General features: G+C 62.9%; 15 protein-coding genes. 9 read left to right on the top strand and 6 right to left on the bottom strand.

Annotated elements, in window-relative coordinates; translation table 11 throughout:
• Positions 1–22 precede the first annotated feature (22 nt).
• Complete coding sequence (locus AA309_RS04785; protein ID WP_052954480.1) at positions 23–976, top strand: DUF4167 domain-containing protein; 954 nt, start codon at positions 23–25, stop codon at positions 974–976.
• 63 nt (positions 977–1,039) lie between these two features.
• On the opposite strand, the gene AA309_RS04790 is transcribed toward AA309_RS04785, so the two are convergent.
• The 3 genes from AA309_RS04790 to AA309_RS04800 all read right to left on the bottom strand — a co-directional run bounded on the left by AA309_RS04790 (position 1,040) and on the right by AA309_RS04800 (position 2,661).
• A complete protein-coding gene (locus AA309_RS04790) occupies positions 1,040–1,822 on the bottom strand; it encodes an MOSC domain-containing protein (protein WP_047187872.1) in 783 nt (260 codons plus the stop codon).
• A gap of 236 nt (positions 1,823–2,058) precedes the next feature.
• Positions 2,059–2,328 carry a hypothetical protein gene (locus AA309_RS04795; protein ID WP_047187842.1) on the bottom strand — a complete coding sequence of 90 codons (270 nt, stop codon included), beginning with the start codon at positions 2,326–2,328 and terminating at the stop codon, positions 2,059–2,061.
• Between the two features lie 6 nt (positions 2,329–2,334).
• Positions 2,335–2,661, bottom strand: a complete 327-nt coding sequence (locus AA309_RS04800) for a hypothetical protein (RefSeq protein WP_047187843.1) — start codon at positions 2,659–2,661, stop codon at positions 2,335–2,337.
• Positions 2,662–2,851: 190 nt separating this feature from the next.
• Here AA309_RS04800 and clpB point away from each other — a divergent pair, with 190 nt between their 5' ends.
• Positions 2,852–5,476 carry an ATP-dependent chaperone ClpB gene (clpB, locus tag AA309_RS04805; protein ID WP_047187844.1) on the top strand — a complete coding sequence of 875 codons (2,625 nt, stop codon included), beginning with the start codon at positions 2,852–2,854 and terminating at the stop codon, positions 5,474–5,476.
• 70 nt (positions 5,477–5,546) lie between these two features.
• On the opposite strand, the gene hpf is transcribed toward clpB, so the two are convergent.
• Complete coding sequence (gene hpf / locus AA309_RS04810; protein ID WP_047187845.1) at positions 5,547–5,951, bottom strand: ribosome hibernation-promoting factor, HPF/YfiA family; 405 nt, start codon at positions 5,949–5,951, stop codon at positions 5,547–5,549.
• A gap of 151 nt (positions 5,952–6,102) precedes the next feature.
• Here hpf and AA309_RS04815 point away from each other — a divergent pair, with 151 nt between their 5' ends.
• Positions 6,103–7,383, top strand: coding sequence for a glycoside hydrolase family 1 protein (locus AA309_RS04815; RefSeq protein WP_084730873.1), 1,281 nt, complete (start codon positions 6,103–6,105; stop codon positions 7,381–7,383).
• A 24-nt stretch (positions 7,384–7,407) separates the two neighbouring features.
• On the opposite strand, the gene AA309_RS04820 is transcribed toward AA309_RS04815, so the two are convergent.
• Positions 7,408–8,517 (bottom strand): S1C family serine protease, encoded by a 1,110-nt coding sequence (locus AA309_RS04820; protein ID WP_047187846.1) that lies wholly within the window; start codon positions 8,515–8,517, stop codon positions 7,408–7,410.
• 134 nt (positions 8,518–8,651) lie between these two features.
• Between AA309_RS04820 and AA309_RS04825 the strand changes: the two genes are divergently transcribed.
• From AA309_RS04825 to AA309_RS35750, 4 genes are all read left to right on the top strand, one after another.
• Positions 8,652–9,377: a DUF4142 domain-containing protein gene (locus AA309_RS04825; protein ID WP_047187847.1), complete on the top strand. Its 726-nt coding sequence runs from the start codon at positions 8,652–8,654 to the stop codon at positions 9,375–9,377.
• Between the two features lie 122 nt (positions 9,378–9,499).
• Positions 9,500–10,114 carry a hypothetical protein gene (locus tag AA309_RS04830; protein WP_047187848.1) on the top strand — a complete coding sequence of 205 codons (615 nt, stop codon included), beginning with the start codon at positions 9,500–9,502 and terminating at the stop codon, positions 10,112–10,114.
• Between the two features lie 183 nt (positions 10,115–10,297).
• Positions 10,298–11,386, top strand: coding sequence for a TRAP transporter substrate-binding protein (locus AA309_RS04835; protein ID WP_047187849.1), 1,089 nt, complete (start codon positions 10,298–10,300; stop codon positions 11,384–11,386).
• Positions 11,387–11,495: 109 nt separating this feature from the next.
• The gene (locus AA309_RS35750; RefSeq protein WP_200901946.1) at positions 11,496–11,657 is read left to right on the top strand and encodes a hypothetical protein; all 162 of its coding nucleotides are present in this window, start codon (positions 11,496–11,498) and stop codon (positions 11,655–11,657) included.
• Between the two features lie 52 nt (positions 11,658–11,709).
• On the opposite strand, the gene AA309_RS04840 is transcribed toward AA309_RS35750, so the two are convergent.
• On the bottom strand, positions 11,710–12,579 hold the full coding sequence (locus AA309_RS04840) for a DMT family transporter (RefSeq protein WP_244470260.1): 870 nt from the start codon (positions 12,577–12,579) through the stop codon (positions 11,710–11,712).
• Between the two features lie 277 nt (positions 12,580–12,856).
• Between AA309_RS04840 and AA309_RS31680 the strand changes: the two genes are divergently transcribed.
• Together AA309_RS31680 and AA309_RS04850 are read left to right on the top strand one after the other, a co-directional pair.
• Positions 12,857–14,506, top strand: coding sequence for a calcium-binding protein (locus tag AA309_RS31680; RefSeq protein WP_052954481.1), 1,650 nt, complete (start codon positions 12,857–12,859; stop codon positions 14,504–14,506).
• Between the two features lie 175 nt (positions 14,507–14,681).
• The gene (locus tag AA309_RS04850; protein WP_244470261.1) at positions 14,682–15,569 is read left to right on the top strand and encodes a YihY/virulence factor BrkB family protein; all 888 of its coding nucleotides are present in this window, start codon (positions 14,682–14,684) and stop codon (positions 15,567–15,569) included.
• Positions 15,570–15,586 lie beyond the last annotated feature (17 nt).

The following is a 15,586-nucleotide window of genomic DNA, read 5'->3' on the forward strand; positions in this document are numbered from 1 at the left end:
AGCGAGGCTCGTAGAGCAAAAAATGAGACCAGGACAAAACAGGCGTATGCGCGGTCGCAACCGCAACAACGGAAACAAGGGGCCGAATCCCCTGACCAAGAGCTATGAGTCGAACGGCCCGGACGTGAAGATCCGCGGCACGGCTCAGCATATCGCCGAGAAATACAGCCAGCTCGCCCGAGATGCTCAGGCCAGCGGCGATCCGGTGGCGGCGGAAAACTATTTCCAGCATGCCGAGCACTATTACCGCATCATCGCCGCCGCCCAGGAGCAGCTGCGTGAGCAGTATGGCTACCAGCAGCGTTTCGACGAGGAAGGCGACGAAGAGGGCTTTGCTCAAGGCGAGCGCCCGAGCTTCGAGCGCGCCGGTGCCGGCAATGGCGAGGACACGGATTTCGGCTCCCAGCCGCAGCCCTATGAGACGCGCGGCGAAGGCGAGCAGCGCCCCTCCCGCTTCGACCGCGGCGACCGCCCCGAACGCGGCGAGCGTCAGGATCGTGGCGAGCGCCAGGAGCGCCAGGATCGTGGAGACCGTCAGGACCGTCGTGAGCGCTTCCAGCGCGATCGCGGCCCCCGTCAGGATTTCCAGCGCGACGATCAGCCCTTCGAGGGCCGTGGTGAAGGCGAGCAGCGCGAACAGCGGCCGTCCCGGTTCGAGCGTGGCGATCGTCCCGAGCGCGGCGAGCGTCCGGAGCGTGGAGAGCGCCGTGAGCGCTTCCAGCGCGACCGCCGCCGTGAAGAGGCCGATGCCTCCGACACAGGCAGCTTGCCGGCCTTCCTGACGAACCCGGTGCGCTCCGCGCCCGTGGCCGCTGAGGATCAGAGCGCGGCTCCGACCTTGGATTTCGGTGGCGAGCCCGTCGCTGATGAGCGTCCGCGCCGCCGCACCCGCCGCACCCGCCGCGATGTGGTCGAGAGCGCGGGCGACGAAGCAAGCAACTTCGCACCGGACGTGGAAACCCCCGCCGCCGAGTAACGGCTGGAAACGTGCGATAAGTATGAAAAAGGGAGAGCCTGGCTCTCCCTTTTTGCGTTCTACTCACAAGGCCAGCGTCGCCTGTTCCGTCTCGAAGTGATCGCCGACCGCGATGCTCCCGTCGCTGAGAACTTCCGCATAGATGCCGCAGTCGAAATGCCCGTAAGCCTCCATCAGGTTCTTCGGGATTTGCAGATCGCGGATGCCGGTGTCCGGGTCCACATTGGTGGCGGCACACCTTTCGATGCGCTTCGTCACCTTCAGCCGCACACCGGAGCCCGTGGTGAGCACCTGGCCCACGAGACCGAACTCCGCCCAAGGCTCCAGTCCGTCGATGTGAACATTGCCACGGAAGCGCAAGGGATCGACGGGCGCGCCAACCACGTTCTCCAGCTGCCGCACGCTGGCGAGATTGATGAGCGAGACAAAGCCGCGCCGGGAATCGGTGAAGCGGAAGCCATCCGGAGCCGTCAGCACCTTCGGCGGACCGCGCAGCTCCTTCGGCATATAGCGGCGAAAGAAGGCCTCGATGGCGAGCCGCCCTTCCCGCGTCGAGAGATCGCCGCGGGCCACCTCACGCCCACCCTCCTCGATGAAGAGCGTCGTGATCCGGTCGAGATAGCGTGTCCTCAACCGCGCCAGGCTCTCGTTGCGCATGAGCATGAGGAACTTGATCTTGGGCTGGTGCTGCGGGTTTTGCGCATCGAACCCGGCCGGACCGTTCTCGATGGCGAAAAGCCGGTCGCCGGGGAAATACCCTCCCTTGCTGAGGGTGGAGGATTCCAGTGTCTCGGGCGACAGGCCCTTCACAGGATAGCGTTGGAGGGAGGCGATGCGGATGCTCATGCCATACCGATAAGAGGCGCATGGGCCTGGAGCAAGAGACCTCCTGAGGTTGTTTCCCTTGTCCGTCTTGGCCATTCCCGGACCCGATCCGGGGGTCAGTTCCGGCCATCCACGCTTTCAACTGCTGCAAAGACGTGGATCCCCGGGCCAAGCCCGGGGATGACGGAGAGTCGCACGAAGGAAAAGCCCTGCCGGGTGCCGGCAGGGCTCTCTCACCGAAAATCTGCACGAGACTTTTAAGAAGCATCCCCCGAGCGGGCGACCTTCGAACGCTTCAGCTGGGGCGTGAAGCCGGCCTCGCGGCCGCTGGTGCGGTCGAACTCCACCATATGCGGATCCTTCTGCATCCCCTCATTGGGAGTCTGGTGCTCAGGAATGTTCGTCTGGGGGCCTGCATCCTGCTTCATGCGAAGCGCCTTCTCGGCATTGGCCATCAGCTCCTGGCGGGCCTTTTCGGCCTTGCGCTTCTTGGGATTGAGGCGGGCAAGAAAATCGGAAAATGCCATCGTGAATTACTCCTTTGCGCGCGAAAGCACGCCATCGCTCCGGTCGCTGCGATGGGTGGGCGGGGTTTCGACGTTCTGACGGTTTTCAGGGATGTCGCGGGAGGTCTTCATGGTACCGGTGGAATCGCCGATATCCTGCTCCTCGGCCGTGACAGCTCCGGCGCCTTCGCCACCTCTGAGCACCCGTCCGCGTTTGGTCGTCTCGCCGAAGGTCTGAGGAGTCACGGAGGGCTGCTCCTCCAGGGGGCTCTCGGGCACGGCGAGTCCTAACTCTGCATTGCGCGCCAGGTCGGCGCGGGCTTTCTCGGCATCTGAGCGCGGATCGCGCGTCATGGAAGCCTCCTCGAATCCATTGAAATCACGTGCAGGGTCAATGCGAGGGCTTACATGGGGTTCCCCTCTTGCTGTTCCGGATTAATGTCCCCACCTTAAGCGCGGCGGATGCTTCCATCGGGAGGTCCGACATCGCAGGGCTGGCCTGTGCCTCCGAAGAGGGCGGGCGAGCCTGAGGAGGGATGACAACATGAACTTCGAAAAATACACCGAGCGCGCCCGGGGTTTCGTTCAGGCTGCGCAAAATCTGGCCATGCGGGAAGGACACCCGCAGCTCTCCCCTGGTCATGTCCTGAAGGTTCTGCTCGACGATCCTGAGGGCCTGTGCTCCGGTCTCATCGACCGTGCGGGCGGTCGCTCGCGCGATGCCCATGCTGCTGTCGAGCAATGGCTCGCCAAGCAGCCGAAGGTTTCTGGCTCCGCCGCGCAGCCGCAGGCGACGCGCGAGCTGATGCGCTTCTTCGACACGGCCGAGAAGGCTGCCGAGAAGGCGGGCGATTCTTATGTCACCGTTGAGCGTATGCTGCTGGCGCTGGCTGTCGAGAAGGATAGCGAGGCAGGCAGGATTCTGGCATCGGCCGGCGTGACCGCTCAAGGGTTGAACGCCGCCATCAACGCGTTGCGCAAGGGCCGCACGGCCGACAATGCGACGGCGGAAAACGCTTATGATGCGCTGAAGAAATATGCGCGCGATCTCACCGAGGCGGCCCGCGAGGGCAAGCTCGATCCGGTGATCGGCCGCGACGAGGAAATCCGCCGCACGATCCAGGTTCTCTCGCGCCGCACCAAGAACAACCCGGTGCTCATCGGTGAGCCCGGCGTCGGCAAGACCGCTATCGTGGAAGGCCTCGCGCTGCGCATCGTCAATGGCGACGTGCCCGAATCCTTGAAGGACAAGCAGCTGCTCGCCCTCGACATGGGCGCGCTGATCGCGGGCGCGAAATATCGCGGCGAGTTCGAGGAGCGCCTGAAGGCCGTGCTGCAGGAAGTGACGTCAGCCGAAGGCGGCATCATCCTCTTCATCGACGAGATGCACACCCTCGTCGGCGCGGGCAAGGCCGATGGCGCGATGGATGCCTCGAACCTGCTCAAGCCCGCGCTTGCGCGCGGCGAGTTGCACTGCGTCGGTGCGACCACGCTCGACGAATATCGCAAGCACGTGGAGAAGGACGCGGCGCTTGCCCGCAGATTCCAGCCGGTCTTCGTGGACGAGCCCACCGTGGAAGACACGGTGTCGATTCTGCGCGGCCTGAAGGAGAAGTACGAGCAGCATCACGGCGTGCGCATCACCGACAGCGCGCTCGTTGCGGCGGCCACGCTCTCGAACCGCTACATCACCGACCGCTTCCTGCCGGACAAGGCGATCGATCTCGTCGACGAAGCCTCGTCCCGCCTGCGCATGCAGGTCGACTCGAAGCCGGAAGAGCTCGACAACATCGACCGTGAGATCGTCCGTCTCAAGATCGAGCAGGAGGCCCTGAAGAAGGAGACGGATGCTGCGTCCAAGGATCGCCTCGAGCGCCTGACGAAGGAGCTTGCCGATCTCGAAGAGCAGTCGGCCGCCATCACCGCGCGCTGGAAGGCGGAGAAGGACAAGCTCGGCACGGCTGCCGATCTGAAGAAGAAGCTCGATGAGGCCCGCAACCAGCTCAGCCAGGCACAGCGCAACGGCGACTGGGCGAAGGCGGGCGAGCTCTCCTACGGCGTCATCCCGGGCCTGGAGAAGCAGCTTGCCGATGTCGAGGCGAATGCCGACGGCGGCGGCCTGATGGAAGAGGCGGTGACGCCCGACCACGTGGCGCAGGTTGTCTCCCGCTGGACCGGCGTGCCCGTCGACAAGATGCTCGAGGGCGAGCGCGAGAAGCTTCTGCACATGGAGCAGGATCTCGGCAAACGCGTCGTCGGCCAGCGCGAGGCGGTGGAAGCAGTCTCGACCGCCGTGCGCCGGGCGCGTGCAGGCCTGCAGGACCCGAACCGGCCCATCGGCTCGTTCATGTTCCTCGGCCCCACAGGCGTCGGCAAGACCGAGCTCACCAAGGCACTCGCGGCCTTCCTGTTCGACGACGAGACCGCGCTCGTGCGCATCGACATGTCGGAATACATGGAGAAGCACTCGGTCGCCCGTCTCATCGGCGCGCCTCCCGGCTATGTGGGCTATGAGGAAGGCGGCGCGCTGACGGAAGCCGTTCGCCGCAGGCCCTATCAGGTGGTGCTGTTCGACGAGATCGAGAAGGCGCATCCGGACGTGTTCAACGTCCTGCTGCAGGTGCTCGACGACGGACGCCTCACGGACGGCCAGGGCCGTACCGTGGACTTCCGCAACACGCTCATCATCATGACCTCGAACCTGGGCGCCGAATATCTGGTGAACCAGCCCGAGGGTCAGGATACCGATGCGGTGCGCGATGAAGTCATGAGCGCGGTGCGCTCCCACTTCCGTCCCGAGTTCCTCAACCGCGTGGACGAGATCATCCTGTTCCACCGGCTGAAGCGCTCGGAGATGGGAGCCATCGTCGACATCCAGCTGGGCCGCCTGCAGAAGCTGCTCGCCGAGCGCAAGATCACGATCGAGCTCGACGACGAAGCTCGCCAGTGGCTCGCCGAGAAGGGCTACGATCCGGCCTATGGCGCACGGCCCTTGAAGCGCGTGATCCAGAAGAACGTGCAGGATCCGCTGGCGGAAGCCATTCTTGCCGGTGAGATCAAGGACGGCGAGACCGTGCCGGTGCATGCGGGCCCCATGGGCCTGACCATCGGCAACGCCACCGTGACCAAGACCACGGAGCGTCCGCCGGAAGGCGTGCGGTTGAACTAAGCCACAGAACCCATATCGAAAAAGAGAAAGGCCGGGGTGATCCGGCCTTTCTTGTTTTCAGGAAGAGGTTCTACTCCGCGGCTGCGCGAAACTCTTCCTCATCACGAGCCGGCGGTCTGTTGCTCTCACGCAGCAGCGCGTCCTTGTCGACACGCTCGGCCTTGTCTTCACGAAGTTCACGCTTGGATCTGCGAAGCTGTTTGGCAGCCTTCTGCAAGGCCTGCCGGAACGCGGCGTAGAGGTCCTTGTTCTTGGCCTCGCCGGTCATCTTCTTCAGAGCGCCCATCTGGATATTCACCGTGCATCGATAAGTGATGCCCTCGCGGGTGACATGCACGGAGGCGGCACTTAAGCGCCCAAAGTACTTTCCTGCCACTTGGCGGATATTCGTTCTTGCATATTCGGGAAACACCTCGCCTAGATCGACAGTTGAGCTTTGCACCAGGATAGAATTTTCGGCGCCTTCGAGACTCATTCGTTCCTCCGTTCGTGAAGGTTCGAGGGCTAACGGCTGTTGTGCAGGATGGTTTCAGGACGCTAGGAAACTAATTCCTCCCTGCGAAGGTTATATCCGGTTCAGCTTCCGGAATTCGAAGAAGTTCCTTCGGCAGAGGAGGACGTCAGCCTTGCACACGATCGATGAGCCAGCAACAGGTTCTTCCGCCACGAGCGGAGCCGGCATCTTTCCCACCTTCTTTCTGTCGGGCTTCGAGTGCTCCACCTTCATCTGGAAGGATCAGGGCCGGCGCGATCTCGTCGCGGAAACGCAGCATCGCGCGCATGTGGAGGAAGACTACGCTTTCCTGCGCTCGCTCGGCATCGCGGTGGCCCGGCAAGGCATAGCTTGGCCGTTCGTCGACAAGGGCGGACGATACGATTTCTCGTCCCTCGATCCTTTCATCGAAGCGATGAACCGCTACCAGATCCTGCCGATCTGGGATCTCTGCCATTACGGATACCCTGACGACGTGGATCCTTTCGCACCCGATTTCGCGGAGCGCTTCGCGGCTTACGCCCAGGCTGCCGCGGAATATGTGACGCCCCGCATTCGAGGGCCTCATTTCTTCACGCCCATCAACGAGATCACCTTCTTCGCCTTCATGGGGGGCGAATGGGGCTGGACGGCACCATTCGGAACCACGAACGAGCAGCGGGAGAAGCTCCGCCTGGCTTTGTGCCGCGCCGATATTGCGGCGGTGAAGGCCATCCGCGCCGTCGAGCCAAAGGCCCGCATGGTTCACATCGATCCCCTGATCCTGGTCGTCGCCCCCCGCGACAGGCCGGACCTTCAGGACGAGGCGGATCGCGAGACCTATGAGGACACGTTCTTCGCCTGGGATGTGGTCGCCGGCCTTCGTCACCCCGAGCTTGGCGGTTCGCCGGAGGTGCTCGATATCGTCGGTGTCAATTGCTACTCGTTCGGGCAGATGGAATATCGGGAACACGGCCCCCATGCTTCGCTGGAGCCGCACGACGAACGCATCCGCCCTCTCGGTGATCTGCTGAGCTATGCGTGGGAGCGTTATCACCGTCCCATGATCGTCGGCGAGACGAGCGGCCTGCGAGACGGGCGGCCGGATTGGTTGTGCGACATCGTGGAGGAATCGCTCGCAGCCGTGCGCAACGGCATCGATCTTCACGGCGTCTGCCTGTTTCCGGCTGTCGACATGCCGAACTGGCACACGGGCGAGTGGCTGCACAACGGCCTGTGCGATCTGGTCGAGGAAAACGGCTCTCTCAAGCGCGTTCCGTACCAGCCCTACATCGACGAGCTGCGGAAGTGGCAGAAAATTCTGAACCGCGTGACGGAGCTCGACGAAGACCCGTTCAGCGATCCTGTCGATCTCTCCGACATCAGGAAAGCGGCCGAACGGATGAAAGTCAGCTCCGACAAGGATTGGTGCTGATTGCAGGCCTGTGAACGACAGCGTTCAAGGCCGGCGAGGCCGCTGGGCCACTTCGCCCACATCGATCACCCGCACCTCGACCGTACGGGTGCGATCGTCCCGCATGACCTTCAGCGCCACACTTTGCCCGACTCCAGCCCGCTCGAGCTGATCCGTGAGATCGGACAGGCGCCGCACAGGCGCATCTCCTATGCCGACGATGATATCGCCAATGGCGCCCATGGCGGGATCGACCCCGCGCAATCCTGCCTGCTCCGCAGGCGAGCCCGGCGCCACGCCGGCAACGATCACGCCTGTCACACCGAGCTGAGCCGCAAGAGTCTCATTAGCGGCGAGAATGCCAATGCCGGGCGTGGGCACACGGCCGTTGCGAATGAGTTCGGGCACGACACGATTCACCACATCGACGGGAATGGCGAACCCGATGCCGGCATTCGCACCCGAGGGTGAAAAGATGGCCGTGTTGACGCCGATCAGCCGTCCGGCGGAATCGAGCAGGGGTCCGCCCGAGTTGCCGGGATTGATGGCGGCATCGGTCTGGATGACATCTGCGATCTCGCGCCCGCCGCTCGTGGGCAGCCGCCGCTTGAGCGCGCTGATGATGCCGGTCGTCAGCGACTGATCGAGCCCGAACGGGTTGCCAATGGCATAGGCCGTCTGCCCCACCTTGAGATCGGCCGAGGTCCCGACGGCTACAGGCGCAGGCAGGCTGCCGCGGCGGCCGAGACGCAGCACGGCAAGATCGTAGTTCGGCGCCTGTCCGACCACCTCGGCAGGCACCACCTCGCCGGAAGCAAGGCGCACCACGAAGCCAGCGCCGTTGGCCACCACATGATCGTTGGTCACCACATGACCGGCGGCATCCCAGACAAAGCCCGTTCCCGATCCGGACGGCTCGGCTTCAGTCGCAGGGCCTCCCCGCGCGGACATGCTGACCACCTGCACAACGGAAGGCGCCACAGTCTCGAACACGCGGATCGTCGAGCGCTCCAAATCGGACAGATCGCCACGCGCCACGACTGGCTGCGGCTGGCGTGCGGAGAGCAGATAGGTGTCCACGTAAGGCTGGAGAACGAGGATCGCGAGCAGCACCGCGACCACGAGCATGATGATGCGTGTTGCACGCTCCTGCATCTTGCCTCCTTCCCGATCAATTGGACCATCTCACCATGGACGCGCGTGGACGGACTTCGTTCCTCTCGAGGCGACGTAGCGAACAAAAGTCTCCCGCGGACGTTCGCCACGAAAGATCATCGCAGGAGAATTCCATGTCCTCTCGCCGTCTCATGATCGCCGGCATGGCCGTCGCGTTCACCCTCCCGGCTCTCGCCCAGCAGCAGAACCAGGCGATCCCGTATCCCGTCTCACCCCAGCCCGCTGAGACGCAGCCCAATCAGGCGCTCGGCCAGGGTGCCGAGCAGCGTCAGCAGCGCACGCAACAGGGCGGCGCGCCGCAGGATACGCGAACACCCACGCGGCAGGGCCAAGCCGGCAGCGCGCCCGCAGCGCAGGGCCAGCAGCAATCGCAAGCGGATCGCCAATACATCCAGCAGGCGCTGGCGCTGAGCACGGTTTCGCTTCAGCAATCGAACTTCGCCTTGTCGAAGGCTCAGAATCCGCGCTTGAAACAATTCGCCGAATTCGAAATCGGCGAGCAGAACAACCTGACGGATATTCTGCACACCTTCGCCGATCCCGCGGCGACGGCCTCGACCACCTCAGGCGCTCAGGCCTCCGCATCGACCGCTCCTGAATTGTCGCAGGAGGATTCCGCCGCCATGGAGCGCCTGTCGAAAGCGCAACCCGGCGCAGCCTTCGACCGCGATTATGTCACCCTCCAAATTCAGGGCCATCAGAAACTGCTGAAGCTGCAGGAGGATCAGCTCAAGAGCTCCGGCAGCCGCGAGATGACCAACATCGCCAAGCTCGCACGCGGACAGATCAGGGAGCATCTCGCCATGCTCGAGATCATACAGCGGGAGCTTGGCCGCTAAACATCTCCGGCCCCGCTTGTTTGCATGCTGCAGGGCCGGAACCCCTCTTTCGACAGGTCGTTGCTTTTCAAGAGTCGCGGGCTTTCTCCAGCCCACCTTAAACCTAAGAAGAGGAATACCCGATGGCGCGAGACAAGCGCGGAAATCCCCCGGAACCGGATGTGGATGAGGTGATGAACGAGCTGGCTCAGAACGAGGGCGGTGACGATTTCGTGGCGGGCCCCACCCAGCGCAATGATGTCGGCAACACCAAGCGTGCCGCGGCGAAAGCCACTGGCGTGATGGGTGCATCGAAGAAGCTCGATCCCGATCTCGACATCGATCACGTCGATGATGGCCGCGTGACGAGCGGCTCCAATGCCGGCATCCGCTCCTTCAAGGAAGTGCCGGAAGAGGAGGATGACGACGCCGGATTCCAGATGTCCAACGAGGAGATCGCGGAGGGCGTGACGACGACGGCGCAGAAGAGCCCGGCTCCTCGCTCCGCGCAGACGGATGCCGAGACAGGCCCCACCGGCATGAGCGGCGGTGCGACCTCGCGCAAGCGCGTGCCGGCTCCCGGCACTGCGGTGGATGTGCCGAAAGGAACCCTCGTGCGCGGTCATCCGACGGCGAGCCAGTCCGGCGGGCGCTCGCAATCCTCCACGGGTGACGAGAAGCCTCCGAAGCGCTCCGCGCGCGCAGGCGAGGGACAGCACCGGCGTCCCCTCTCGAAGGGTGGTTCCGAAGAGCGCTGATCCTCCGATCACTTTCTGATCGCCCCGGAATCGCAAACTGTCCGGGGCGATTCTTTTTTCGGGACTCGTCCACTCCTAAGTGACACCTCAGACGGAAGGCGGAGTGACACGATCCCGCCTCCCGCTTTATTGATCGTTCAGCCCAAATGGCTTTTCCGAAATAAAGTGACCGAGGAAGCTCCCATGGATAGAAGAAAAGTTCTCAAAGGCGCAGGCTTGGCAGCTGCTGCCGCTACTGTGGCCTCGCCCGCCGTCGCGCAGACCAACCCTGAGATTCGCTGGCGCATGTCCTCGGCTTATCCTAAGAGCCTCGACACGCTCTACGGCGCAGGCGAGATGATCGCCAAGCGCGTGGCAGCCGCCACCGACAACAAGTTCCAGATCCAGGTCTTCGCGGCCGGCGAGATCGTCGGTGCGCTCCAGACCCTCGATGCCACGCAGAACGGCACCATCGAGTGCTCCTACACCCTGTCGAGCTTCTTCATCGGCAAGGATCCGACCTTCATGTTCGAAACCTCGGTGCCGTGGGGCATGAACGTGCGCCAGCACAATGCCTGGATGCATTACGGCGGCGGCCTCGATCTCGTTCGCGAGTTCATGAAGGACTACAATGTATATCCCATTCCGGCGGGCCAGACCGGCGCCCAGATGGGCGGCTGGTTCCGCAAGGAGATCAAGTCCATCGAGGACCTGAAGGGCCTCAAGATGCGCATTGCCGGCATGGGCGGCCAGATCATGCAGAAGCTCGGCGTGGTGCCCCAGGTGCTCGCCGCGGGTGATATCTATCCGGCGCTGGAGCGCGGCACCCTCGACGCGGTCGAGTTCTCCGGCCCGCATGACGACGAGAAGCTCGGCTTCGTGAAGGTCGCACAATACTATTACTATCCGGGCTTCTGGGAAGGCGGTGCGCAGCCCTCACTCTATGTGAACATGGGCAAGTGGAACGAGCTTCCTGCGCACTACAAGGCGGTTCTCGAAGCGGCCTGCGCGGAAGCCAACGCCATGTGCGTGGCGAAGTACGACGCCCAGAACGCCGATGCCATCCGCCGTCTCGTGGGCCAGGGCGTGCAGCTGCGTCCCTTCCCGCGGGACGTGATGGAGCAGAGCTACAAGGAAGCCTTCAAGCTCTACGGCGAGCTCGCGGCCTCCAACGCGAAGTTCAAGAAGGTGTTCGATTCCTGGAGCGCCTTCCGCGAGAAGGAGCTGACCTGGTTCCGGATCGCCGAGCTGCCCTTCGACTTCTTTGTCAATCAGCAGCAGGGCCAGCGGTAAGCTCGAAAGGGGCGACGCGAAAGCGTCGCCTTTTCCTCATGTGTCGGGATCGATGCCTGTCCTGCCGCGTTGTCTCGATCAGAGAACCTCTCGGCTCAAGGAGACAGGCATGAAGAATAAGCGGGATGATCGAAGCAAATCGAACATCAAAGAAACGCGTAAGGACGACAAGCAGCAGAACAAGAAGAAGCACCAAGAGGAGCTGCTTGACGAGGGCGTGGAAGAAACGTTCCCAGCCAGCGACCCGGTTTCCGTGAAGATCACGAAGTAAGTTCACATTTCATGACGCATGCCCCAGGTCTCGCGCCTGGGGCTTTTTGTCGTCAGCTGCGGCTTGCCACCGCGACGCCCAGAGCCGCGCAGGCCATACCGGCCATCTGGATCAGGCTTAAGGATTCCCCGAACAGCACGAAGGCCATGATGGCCGCGACCGGCGGCACGAGATAGAGCAGCGTCGCCACACCGACGACGGCACCGTGCCGGATGAGGAACAGCAGCAGGCCGATGGCGCCGATGGAAAGGCCCAGGACCGCCCAGGCGAGCCCCCCGATCAGCGGCAGCGTCCATTCCATCCGCCCCTGTTCCGTCAGCAGAACCATCGGCAGGGTCACGACCGCCGCGCCGATATATTGCACGAAGGCGTTGACCCGCAGGTCCTTGGCGCTGCCCGCCCGCTTCTGCCAGATCGTGCCGAAGGTGATCGAGAGCATGCCGAGCACGCAGATCACAAGCGGAAAGACGGGCACGCCGCCATCACCCAGCTTTGGCGCCACGACGAGCGCAGCTCCCAGGAACCCGAGGCCGATCCCCGCCCAGCGGCGAGGCGAGACCCTCTCGCCCAAGAGAGGTCCGGCCAATGCCCCCGTCACCAGCGGCTGGAGCCCCGCCACCAAGGCGGAGATGCCGGCCGGAAGTCCATGCTTCACCGACCAGAACACCCCGCCAAGGTAGCACCCATGCAGCAGGGCGCCGGCAAGCAGTCCATTGCCCCATTCCCGCCCCGTGCGCGGCCAGGGCGCCCTGACGGCGAGGACGATCAGCCCCAGCACCAGGAGCGCCAGGAGATACCGGACCAGGAGGAAGGTCAGGGGGTCGGCATAGGGCGCAACGGTCCTGGCCACGATGAACCCGGTCGCCCAGATGACGACGAAAAGCGGAGGCGCGAGGCGGGCGAGAGGGGATGAGGCCATCATTGAGCGGAACCCAGGCAACAGGATGGGACCTTCTGCCACTCCCGAGCCGCTTCTGTCGAGCGGCAGTTCAAGGACGCCTGTCTAGACCCGTGTGCGCAGGAGCACATCGCAGGCCCGACCTCGGGAATAAAGACCCATGCACCAGATTACGTAACGGCAGGCAAAGAAACATTTCAACAAAGGCTGCGGATGCCGTTTGTGCCCGGCCAAAACCGGGACCGTCTCTCTGGTGCAGCCCACGACTCAAGACCATTCAAGCCTTTAACGAGGACCTCTTATGACGACCCAATCGACCAACACCTTGCTGTCTGCCCTCTTGCCGGCACTGAACATCATCGAGGCCTCTGAAGCCGAAGGCGTCAGTGAGACCTATACGGGCAGCGATGGGGTGACCGATGTCGTTTCCTACAAGAACGCGGGCGCTGCAATCACTGTTGTTATGCCGGGTCCCGGCAACACCAACGCCGGCGCACCAGCGGGCGGATGGGCTGCCGACGACACCTACAACTCCATCGAGGGCATCGAAGGGACGCGGTTCAACGACACGATCTATGGCAACGCCCAGAACAACATCTTTATCGGCGGCGCCGGCGCGGACACGATTTATGGCGGAGAGGGCGACGATACGATCAGCTACGCCACGGCGACCGCTGGGGTCGTTGTGTCCTTGGGGACGTACGTCGATTCGACAGGCGATGCGGCGGGCGACCGGTTCCAAAGCGTCGAGAACGTGATCGGCTCCGCCTTCGCCGACACCATCAACGGCACAAGTGGCAACAACACCATCGAAGCCGGGGGCGGCAACGACAAGATCGAAGGCTTCACGGGTGCCGACTACATCGACGGCGGCAACGGCATCGATACGATTTACTACTGGTCCTCCATTACGGGTGTGAATGTCAGCATGAACCTGGCTGAGGGAGAGACCAACCCGGGCAATCCCAGCGCAGATGCCGGTGCGGGCGACGTGCTCGTCAACATCGAGAACATGGTCGGCAGCAAGTGGCACGACACGCTGACCGGCAGTAACGGGGACAATGTGATCGACGGGTATCTGGCTGTTGGAACCCCAGCCGACATTCTCATCGGCAAGGGTGGAAACGATACTTATTATGTCGTTGCCTCCAATGGCGGCCAAGTGACTCAGATCGTCGAAGAAGCCGGTGAAGGATCGGGAACGGATCTGGCCTATACCAGCGTCAGCTACACACTGGCTGCCAATGTCGAGAAGCTGACAGCGCTCGCCGGTAGAGACAAGGCCATCAACCTGACCGGCAATAATCTCGCAAACACCATCGTCGGCAACGAATACGGCAACCGGATCAATGGCGGCACCGGAGCCGATCTGATGCAGGGAGGAAAAGGCAACGACATCTACTATGTGGACAGCACGTCCGACCGGGTGGTGGAAACCTCCACGGGCGGCACAACGGATCTGGTCTCCACCAGCGTCAGCCATGCGCTGTCCTCCTACGTGGAGCGTCTCTACGCCTCCGGCTCTGCGGCGATCAATCTGACCGGCAACACGCTCTCGAACGTGATCAAGGGCAATGCCGGCAGCAACAAGATCTACGGCGGCGCCGGCAACGACACGCTCTATGGCGGCTCCGGCAAGGACTTCTTCGTGTTCAACACCGCGCCGAGCAGCAGTTCCAACAAAGACAGGATCATGGACTGGAGTGCGACTTACGACACGATCTATCTTGAGAACGCCGTCTTCAAGAAGCTCGCCAAGACGGGGGCGCTCAACAAGGCGTACTTTGCGACCGGCTCCGTCGCCAAGGACTCGAACGACTTCATCGGTTACGACATCAAGACCGGCAACCTGTGGTACGATTCCAACGGCAACGCCTCGGGCGGCCAAGTGGTGTTCGCCAATCTCGGCGCCGGCAAGGGTCTTTCCTCCGTCGATATATACGTGATCTGATCGATGGGTCGTCCACGGCAAAAGGCCTCCTCCGGGAAGCCTTTTCTGTTGGAACGTTCGGCAGGAGAGCCGTTTAAAGCTGATGAGGGACAAGAACCCCTTTAAGCTCGACAGGCATGTCGAGCTTGCCTGTTCTTCGTCGCCACACCATCTCCGGCCCTCTGGAGCCTGACTGTTGAAACGCCTGCGCCTCTATCTCGAATTGCTGACGATCACCATGAACCGGTTCGTGCTCCACGATGCCTGGGCGATCGCAAGCCATATCGCGCTGTCGGTACTGACCTCCCTATTCCCCTTTCTCATCCTGGTCACGGCGCTGGCGGGCGTGTTCGGCACTGGCACCTTGGCTGATGAGGTAGCCGACCTCATTCTCGAAGCATGGCCGGAAGAGATTGCGGGCCCGATTGCCGGGGAGGTGCACCACATCCTCACCGGGCGACGCAGCGATGTGCTGACCTTGGGCGTGGTGCTGACCCTCTATTTTGCGTCGAGTGGCGTCGAAAGCCTGAGAGTCGGTCTGAACCGCGCCTATAATGTGCGCGAGACCCGTGACTGGTGGCTGACGCGCCTCGAATCCATCGCCTTCGTCATCGGCGGCGCCTTCGTGCTCATGGCGATGGCTCTTCTCGTGGTTCTGGGGCCTTTCATCTGGCGCGGGATCCTGCGGTGGGTACCGGCGCTACAGCCCTTCGACGGCTTGATCGCTTTCTTGCGGATCGGCGTCGCCACCGTCGTCATTGTGGTGGGCCTGATATTGGCCCATAAGCTCATCCCTGCCGGACGGCGCAGCTTCCGCTCCGTGCTGCCGGGTGTCGGCGTGACGCTTTTCTTGTGGCTGCTCGGAGGCTTCGGGTTCAGCTGGTACCTCGAGTTCTATCCGGGCGCCTATGCCTCCACCTATGGCGGCCTCGCGACAGCCATGGTGGCGCTGATCTTCCTCTACACCTTGGGCGCAATCTTCCTCTTCGGCGGCGAATTGAACGGCACCATTCTGGCCGCCAAGCAAAGGCGGCTCGGGAAAGAGCGACAGCCAGAACTCACCGACGTGATTACGTTTCCCTAGAGCATTTTCCGGCGAAG

Origin of the sequence: Microvirga vignae (genome assembly GCF_001017175.1) — a bacterium.
Classification (GTDB): Bacteria; Pseudomonadota; Alphaproteobacteria; order Rhizobiales; family Beijerinckiaceae; genus Microvirga; species Microvirga vignae.

What these genes read in the sequence shown, in the direction of transcription:
- AA309_RS04840 (WP_244470260.1), bottom strand. Translation starts at nt 12,579, where the DNA reads ATGATGGCCTCATCCCCTCTCGCCCGCCTCGCGCCTCCGCTTTTCGTC.
- AA309_RS04830 (WP_047187848.1), top strand. Translation starts at nt 9,500, where the DNA reads ATGGCGCGAGACAAGCGCGGAAATCCCCCGGAACCGGATGTGGATGAG.
- AA309_RS31680 (WP_052954481.1), top strand. Translation starts at nt 12,857, where the DNA reads ATGACGACCCAATCGACCAACACCTTGCTGTCTGCCCTCTTGCCGGCA.
- AA309_RS04790 (WP_047187872.1), bottom strand. Translation starts at nt 1,822, where the DNA reads ATGAGCATCCGCATCGCCTCCCTCCAACGCTATCCTGTGAAGGGCCTG.
- hpf (WP_047187845.1), bottom strand. Translation starts at nt 5,951, where the DNA reads ATGAGTCTCGAAGGCGCCGAAAATTCTATCCTGGTGCAAAGCTCAACT.
- AA309_RS04825 (WP_047187847.1), top strand. Translation starts at nt 8,652, where the DNA reads ATGTCCTCTCGCCGTCTCATGATCGCCGGCATGGCCGTCGCGTTCACC.
- AA309_RS04800 (WP_047187843.1), bottom strand. Translation starts at nt 2,661, where the DNA reads ATGACGCGCGATCCGCGCTCAGATGCCGAGAAAGCCCGCGCCGACCTG.
- AA309_RS04785 (WP_052954480.1), top strand. Translation starts at nt 23, where the DNA reads ATGAGACCAGGACAAAACAGGCGTATGCGCGGTCGCAACCGCAACAAC.
- AA309_RS35750 (WP_200901946.1), top strand. Translation starts at nt 11,496, where the DNA reads ATGAAGAATAAGCGGGATGATCGAAGCAAATCGAACATCAAAGAAACG.
- AA309_RS04820 (WP_047187846.1), bottom strand. Translation starts at nt 8,517, where the DNA reads ATGCAGGAGCGTGCAACACGCATCATCATGCTCGTGGTCGCGGTGCTG.
- clpB (WP_047187844.1), top strand. Translation starts at nt 2,852, where the DNA reads ATGAACTTCGAAAAATACACCGAGCGCGCCCGGGGTTTCGTTCAGGCT.
- AA309_RS04795 (WP_047187842.1), bottom strand. Translation starts at nt 2,328, where the DNA reads ATGGCATTTTCCGATTTTCTTGCCCGCCTCAATCCCAAGAAGCGCAAG.
- AA309_RS04835 (WP_047187849.1), top strand. Translation starts at nt 10,298, where the DNA reads ATGGATAGAAGAAAAGTTCTCAAAGGCGCAGGCTTGGCAGCTGCTGCC.